Origin of the sequence: Stenotrophomonas sp. HMWF023 (assembly GCF_003060985.1) — a bacterium.
GTDB lineage: Bacteria > Pseudomonadota > Gammaproteobacteria > Xanthomonadales > Xanthomonadaceae > Stenotrophomonas > Stenotrophomonas lactitubi.
Window position 1 is genome coordinate 1 of sequence record NZ_QAIJ01000021.1, and the last position, 7,044, is coordinate 7,044.

4 protein-coding genes, 1 pseudogene and 1 riboswitch are annotated in these 7,044 nt (G+C 66.1%); of the genes and pseudogenes, 4 read left to right on the plus strand and 1 reads right to left on the minus strand.

Going from position 1 to position 7,044, the window contains the following annotated elements; genetic code table 11:
• Positions 1-165: 165 nt before the first annotated feature.
• Positions 166-383: riboswitch (cobalamin riboswitch) on the minus strand.
• A 127-nt stretch (positions 384-510) separates the two neighbouring features.
• Positions 511-2,388 (plus strand): patatin-like phospholipase family protein, encoded by a 1,878-nt coding sequence (locus tag DBR20_RS00650; protein WP_108264824.1) that lies wholly within the window; start codon positions 511-513, stop codon positions 2,386-2,388.
• Positions 2,389-2,693: 305 nt separating this feature from the next.
• Here DBR20_RS00650 and DBR20_RS00655 read toward each other — a convergent pair whose 3' ends face one another.
• Positions 2,694-4,061 (minus strand): short-chain fatty acyl-CoA regulator family protein, encoded by a 1,368-nt coding sequence (locus tag DBR20_RS00655; RefSeq protein WP_108264825.1) that lies wholly within the window; start codon positions 4,059-4,061, stop codon positions 2,694-2,696.
• Between the two features lie 114 nt (positions 4,062-4,175).
• On the opposite strand from DBR20_RS00655, the gene DBR20_RS00660 reads away from it, so the two are divergent.
• From DBR20_RS00660 to DBR20_RS00670, 3 genes and pseudogenes are all read left to right on the plus strand, one after another.
• Positions 4,176-5,681 carry a CoA-acylating methylmalonate-semialdehyde dehydrogenase gene (locus DBR20_RS00660; RefSeq protein WP_100554431.1) on the plus strand — a complete coding sequence of 502 codons (1,506 nt, stop codon included), beginning with the start codon at positions 4,176-4,178 and terminating at the stop codon, positions 5,679-5,681.
• 15 nt (positions 5,682-5,696) lie between these two features.
• Entirely contained in the window at positions 5,697-6,863 is a 1,167-nt protein-coding gene (locus DBR20_RS00665) for an acyl-CoA dehydrogenase family protein (protein WP_108264826.1), read from the plus strand.
• Positions 6,860-7,044: pseudogene (locus DBR20_RS00670) on the plus strand (enoyl-CoA hydratase); the annotation flags it as partial. The gene DBR20_RS00665 and the pseudogene DBR20_RS00670, both read left to right, overlap by 4 nt.

Sequence of the window (7,044 nt, forward strand, 5' to 3'; positions counted from 1 at the left end):
GGGTGGGGCGTTGGAGCTCGGTCATCGTCGGGTGCATCTGGGCGTGGGCAGCGGGTCTGGCCGGAAACCGTGAACAGGGCGCGCGCGGCCACGCCGCCTGCACGCGCAGGACGACGACGGCCCCGGCAACCTCCCCGCGGAGATTCCAGGTCGAGTCAGGGGACGGTCGAGTCCCCCGGCCGGGGCCGGTATTCGGGCTGATGGACACGGGCCGCAGCCCACCTACTACCTGCCGCTTCCCAGGCGCGAGCCCAGTGCTGTTGGCAGGATTCGTTTCCATTCACCGCTGCGGGGCAGCTCCGGAATGGGCGCGCGAGGCGCCTTCACCGGATTCCCGTTTAAATCCATCCCGTCGCGTGAACGCCAGGATGGATACCTTCGGCAGGTGCAAGGTGGACCCGTTGTCAGTAATGGTCAAGAGACACCATCACGTGCGGAAGCTGTGGCTGCCTTCTCAGGCTGTGAGAGCGCGTCTTGCCATACTGCACATCGACAGACGGGAGGTGGCTCGTGGCGGCGAAGTACTGCGATCTGGTCATGAAAGGCGGCATCACCAGCGGCATCGTGTATCCCAACGCGGTGCTCGCGCTGGCCCGCGAATACCGTTTCAAGAGCATCGGTGGCACCTCGGCCGGCGCGATCGCCGCTGCCGTGGCGGCCGCTGCGGCATACGGTGACCGGCGCCAGCAGGCAGGCGAAACCCTGCCCGGCGATGCGGGATATGGCGGCCTGTCGGCGGTGTCGGCACAGCTGTCGCGGCGCGGGTTCATCTACAGCCTGTTCCAGCCGGCCGCTGGCGCACGCGCTGCGTATCGGCTGCTGGTGGTGCTGACCGGCAACGCCGGCTGGCCACGCAAGCTGCTGTGCCTGGCCATCGCGGTGTTCCAGATCGCGCCGCTGGAAGTGCTGGTGTCGCTGGCACTGCTGCTCGGCCTGGGCTGGTGGGGCGGTGGCTGGAGCGGCGTGGCGGCGACCCTGCTGCCGTCGCTGTTGTGTGCCTATGGTGCAGGTGTGGCCGGCGCCGCGCTGCGCGTAGCAAGGGTGGCGCGGCGCAACCTGCTGGGCCTGTGCAGTGGACTGAGCCGGGACGCAGGCACGCCGGCGCTGACCGAGTGGCTGCATGAAAGCCTGCAGCAGTTGTCAGGCAAACCGATGGATGCACCGCTGACCTTCGCCGATCTGCACGACGCGCCGCGTTATGCAGGCGAACCACACAGTCCGCATGCGATCACCCTGCAGATGATCACCACCTGCGTATCGCACAACGAACCGCGCACGCTGCCGTTGGGCGGTGCGCAGTTCTGGTTCCTGCGCGAGGAGTTCGAGCAGCTGTTTCCGGCCAGCGTGGTGCAGTGGATGGTCGACCATGCTGGTCCGCCGCGCGAGGTGGAAGGCCGCAACTATTACCACCTGCCGCAGGGCGCATCGCTGCCGGTACTGGTGGCCACGCGCATGAGCCTCAGCTTCCCGCTGCTGATCAGCGCGGTGCCGCTGCATGAGCCCTCGCGTCGCGAACGTCGCTGCGAGCCGACATCGACGGCTACAGGTGAGGCCGGGCACAACGTGGCCGACAGCATGGAAGGCCTGACCAGCGCAGGCCAGGCCTGCGGTCCGGTGATCACCGCGTTCCGGGTGTGCTGGTTCTCCGATGGCGGCATCAGCAGCAACTTCCCGATCCACCTGTTCGATGCGGCGCTGCCGCGCTGGCCGACCTTTGCCATCAACCTGGTCTATCCGCAACGCCCCGAGCCGGTGGTGCGCGAGAGCGACAGCCGCCAGGCGCTGGAACGCTCGGTGTTCCTGCCCACCGAGAACCGCCATGGATGGCAGCGCCATTACCAGTCCATTGCCACGCCGTTGGCGGCCGGCGAACTGGGCCGTTTCCTGTTTGCGGTGGTGGCCACCATGCAGAACTGGCGCGACCTGCTGCAGGCGCGTGCGCCCGGTTATCGCGACCGCATCGTGCATGTGAGCCTGCAGGGCGACGAGGGCGGCATGAACCTGGACATGCCACAGGAGGTGCTGACCCGCATCGCCGACAAGGGCAGCCTGGCCGGTGCACGCTTCTGTTCGTTCTCGTTCGAGAACCATTACTGGATCCGTTGGCGCAACCTGGCCTCGGCCTACCAGCGCTACACGCTGGAGATTTCGCGTACTGATGATCCGGCGCAGCAGGTGCTGGCCTATCGCGCGGCCTATGCGATGGTGGCCACCGGCACGCCGCCGCCGCCGTCCTACAAGCTGGGTTCAGAGGACAAGCGGCTGGCATCGCAGCAGCTGTGGGGGTTGATGGTGGAGCAGGGGCGCAGTTGGGATGATCTTGGTCCCGATCTCACCGAGGGATCGCCACGGCCGTTGCCGCAGATGAAGGTGACGCCGATCTATTGAGTGGACGCATCCACGCATGGCGTGGATCTACTCGGGCTATCGCATCGCCGCGCAATGTCGCCGCGTTCCCACTGCTGCCAGGCGCGGATGATCGCATCATTGGAAAGCCACATGGTTTAGTAGATCCACGCCATGCGTGGATGAATTTCCATTGAAATCGAATAGTCGACAATTCATCGAAGAGCATCCACGCCATGCGTGGATCTACGTGTCGACCAAGGTCGACACCCACCAACAGCGGCGCGAACCGGCCCCGCCCGCCTTCCCACGCGCAGGTGCAGGGCGCAGCCCTGCCGAACCAACTCCTACCTTCCCGGCAACTGGGTAAACGCGCGCTGCATGCAGTCCTCGCGCGGGCACACCCGGCAGCCCGGCCCGATCGACACCGAATTACCCGGGCTCTGCACGTCCAGCCCCAGCGAATACACCAGCCTGTCCGCGTGCTGCAGGTCACAACCCAGTGCCACGGCGAAGGTTTTGCGTGGCTGGCCGTGGCCCACCGGGCCGCTGCTGACCTGCCGTGCCAACCAGAAATGGCGGCGACCATCGGGCATGCGCGCGGTCTGGGTGAGGATGCGCCCGGGCTGGTTGAACGCCTCGTAGACGATCCACAAAGGGCATGAACCACCCACCTGCGAGAAGTGGAAATCGGTGGCCGAGTGACGCTTGGACACGTTGCCGGCGCGGTCCACGCGGATGAAGAAGAACGGCAGGCCCGGCGCGCTGCGGCGTGCCAGCGTACTCAAGCGATGGCAGACCGCTTCGAATCCCACACCGAACTGGTGCGCCAGCAGCTCGATGTCATAGCTGCTGGCCTCGGCCGCGCGAAGGAAGCGCATGTACGGCATCACCAGCGCGCCGGCGAAATAGTTGGACAGGCCGATGCGCGCCTGTGCGATGCGGGCTTCGTCGCTGAAGCCGGCGCGCGCGATCACCGCGTCGATCTGCGGCAGGTAGCCGCGCAGCGCCAGCTCGACCGCCATCTGGAACGCCTGCTGGCCCGGCTCCAGGTAATCGGGCAGCCACAACGTACGGCTGCCGGCGTCGTACTGGCGCTTCTCCCGGCCGGCCTGCAGCGCGGCCACTTCCACCAGCACACCGTGGCGGTCGGCCAGCAACTGGCGCAGCCGTGGTGCCACGTGTCCCGGCGCCAGCCCCCATTCGGCGAACAGCTGCTCGGCCAGTTCGTCCAGTTCGGGGATGTGGTTGTGCATGCGGTTGAAGAACTCGCGCACCTGGTCACCGGCCGGCAGCGTGCTGCCCGCACCCGGCTCGCCCAGCTGGAATTCCAGCGCGGCGGCATGCTCGCGCAATGCCAGGTGGCGGCGGTGCAGGTCCAGCAGCGCGCGGCTGACCTGCGGCAGGTTGCCGGCCAACGCGCGCAGTTCGGTGGCGCTGACATCGGCCAGGCCCAGGTCGCGCAGGGTCTCACCCAGCGACTCTTGCAGCGCGGCGGGCTCATTGTCGTCGAACAGGGCGGAAACATCGCCCAACACCTCGCCCAGCTTCTTCTGCACCGCAGGCGTCAGCGGGCGCTTGTTGCGCTCGATCTGGTTCAGGTAGCTGGCCGACAGCCCCAGTGCGCGGGCAAGGTCGGCCTGGCTGTAGCCGCGCTGCTCGCGCAGGCGCAGCAGACGCAGACCGAGTTGGCGCTGGGGGGCTGAATAATTCACAGAATTAACAGGAATCGTGGCGGGCATTGGCCAGATTAAGCGGATTCAGGCCGGAAATCGAGGTGCGTGCTGTGAATAATGCCAAGCATCTTTCGCACCCCGTGGATTGTCGTCATGACTGTTGCAGCGCCCCGTATCCGCATGCTGATCGATGGCCAGTTCGTTGAATCGGCCACCTCCCACTGGCAGGATGTGATCAATCCGGCCACCCAGGACGTGCTGGCCCAGGTGCCGTTCGCCACCACGGGTGAAGTCGACGCGGCCGTGGCCGCCGCCAAGGAAGCCTTCAAGACCTGGCGCAAGACCCCGATCGGTACCCGCGCGCGCATCTTCCTGAAGTACCAGCAGCTGATCCGCGAGAACATGAGCGAGCTGGCGCACATCCTCACCGCCGAACAGGGCAAGACCCTGCCGGACGCCGAGGGCGATGTGTTCCGCGGCCTGGAAGTGGTCGAGCATGCAGCCGCCATCGGCAATCTGCAGTTGGGCGAACTGGCCAACAACGTGGCCAATGGCGTTGACACCTACAGCATCATGCAGCCGCTGGGCGTGTGCGCAGGCATCACCCCGTTCAACTTCCCGGCGATGATCCCGCTGTGGATGTTCCCGATGGCCATTGCCACCGGCAACACCTTCATCCTCAAGCCGTCCGAGCAGGACCCGATGGTCACCATGCGCCTGGTCGAACTGGCGCTGGAAGCGGGCATTCCGAAGGGCGTACTGAATGTCGTCCACGGTGGCGAAGAAGTGGTCAACGCCATCTGCGACCACCCGGACATCAAGGCCGTTTCGTTCGTCGGTTCCACCCGCGTCGGCACCCACGTGTACAACCGCGCCTCGCTGGCCGGCAAGCGCGTGCAGTGCATGATGGGCGCCAAGAACCACGCCGTGGTGCTGCCGGATGCCAACAAGGAGCAGACCCTCAACGCGATGGTCGGTGCTGCCTTCGGTGCGGCTGGCCAGCGCTGCATGGCCGCCTCGACCCTGGTGCTGGTGGGTGAAGCGCGCGGTTGGGTGCAGGACCTGGTCGAGAAAGCCAAGACCCTGAAGGTCAGCGGCGGCACCGTGGCCGGTACTGACGTCGGTCCGGTCATTTCCTGCAGCGCCCGTGAGCGTGTCGAAGGCCTGATCGCGTCGGGCGTGGAGCAGGGCGCCAAGCTGGTGCTCGATGGCCGCAAGCCGCAGGTCGATGGGTTCGAGAAGGGCAACTTCGTCGGCCCGACCATCTTTGCCGGTGTCACCACCGACATGCGCATCTACCAGGATGAAATCTTCGGGCCGGTGCTGGTCATCCTCGAAGCGGAAACGCTGGATGAGGCCATCGCCATGGTCAACAGCAACCCGAACGGCAACGGCACCGCACTGTTCACCCAGTCCGGCGCCGCTGCACGCCGGTTCCAGGAAGACATCGACGTCGGCCAGGTCGGCATCAACGTGCCGATCCCGGTGCCGGTGCCGCTGTTCTCGTTCACCGGTTCGCGCGCTTCCAAGCTCGGCGACCTGGGTCCGTACGGCAAGCAGGTGGTGCTGTTCTACACGCAGACCAAGACCGTCACCGCGCGCTGGTTCGACGACGAGACGCTGAGCCACGGCGTCAACACCACGATCAGCCTGAAGTAACAGCAGGGAGCAGCCATGAGCCACTCGATGACGACGGAGCAGGAAGAAGCGCAGCAGGCGTACCGCGAAGCGGCGCGCGACTTCGCACAGGCCGAACTGGCGCCGCACGCCGCGCGATGGGATGCGGAGGGCATCTTTCCGCGCGAGGCGATCGCCAAGGCCGGTGAACTGGGCTTCTGCGGTCTGTACATGGACCCGGAAGTAGGCGGCAGCGGCCTGAGCCGACTGGACGCCGCCGTCGTCATCGAGGAGCTCGCCAACGTCGATCCGTCGACCGCGGCCTACATCAGCATCCACAACATGGCGTCGTGGATGGTGTCCAAGTGGGGCCAGCCGACCCTGCGCGATGCATGGGGCAATGACCTGTCGTCGGGCAGCAAGCTTGCCTCGTACTGCCTGACCGAGCCGGGTGCCGGTTCGGATGCGGCCTCGCTGAAGACCAGCGCCGTGCGCGATGGCGATTTCTATGTGTTGAATGGCTCCAAGGCCTTCATTTCCGGCGCCGGTGCCACCGAGCTGCTGGTGGTGATGGCACGCACCGGCGGTGCTGGTGCAGGCGGGGTCAGCGCGATCGCCGTGCCAGCCGACTTGCCGGGCATCAGCTACGGCCGCAAGGAAGAGAAGATGGGCTGGAACAGCCAGCCCACCCGCGGCATCACCTTCGAAAACGTCCGCGTGCCGGTCAGCCACCTTCTGGGAGAGGAAGGCGGCGGCTTCAAGCTGGCGATGAAGGGGCTCGATGGCGGCCGCATCAACATCGCCGCCTGCTCGCTGGGTGCTGCACAGGGTGCGCTGGATGCCGCACGCCGCTACATGGGCGAGCGCCGCCAGTTCGGCAAGGCGTTGTCCGAATTCCAGGCACTGCAGTTCAAGCTGGCCGACATGGCCATCGAACTGGTCGCGGCGCGGCAGATGGTGCATACCGCCGCCCGCAAGCTCGATGCCGGTGCCAGCGATGCCAACGTGTGGTGCGCGATGGCCAAGCGTTTCGCTACCGATGCCGGCTTCAACATCTGCAACGAAGCCCTGCAGATCCACGGTGGCTATGGCTACATCCGCGAATATCCGATCGAGCGCCTGCTGCGCGACAGCCGCGTGCACCAGATCCTGGAAGGCACCAACGAGATCATGCGGGTGATCGTTGCCCGTCACCTGCTCAATACCGAAGAGGAACTGCGATGAAGGATTGGCGTACCCAGGAGCATGTGGGCCTGAAGGTCGAGGCCGATGGCCACACCGCCGTGGTCACCCTGAACAACCCGCCGGCGCATACCTGGACCGTGCACAGCCTGTCGGCGCTGCGCGACCTGGTGGGCGCGCTCAACGCAGACCGCGAGATCTACGCGCTGGTGATCACCGGTGA

Bases quoted from the DNA above. Each gene is read 5' to 3' on its own strand.
- DBR20_RS00660 (WP_100554431.1), top strand. From the start codon at position 4,176: ATGACTGTTGCAGCGCCCCGTATCCGCATGCTGATCGATGGCCAGTTC.
- DBR20_RS00665 (WP_108264826.1), top strand. From the start codon at position 5,697: ATGAGCCACTCGATGACGACGGAGCAGGAAGAAGCGCAGCAGGCGTAC.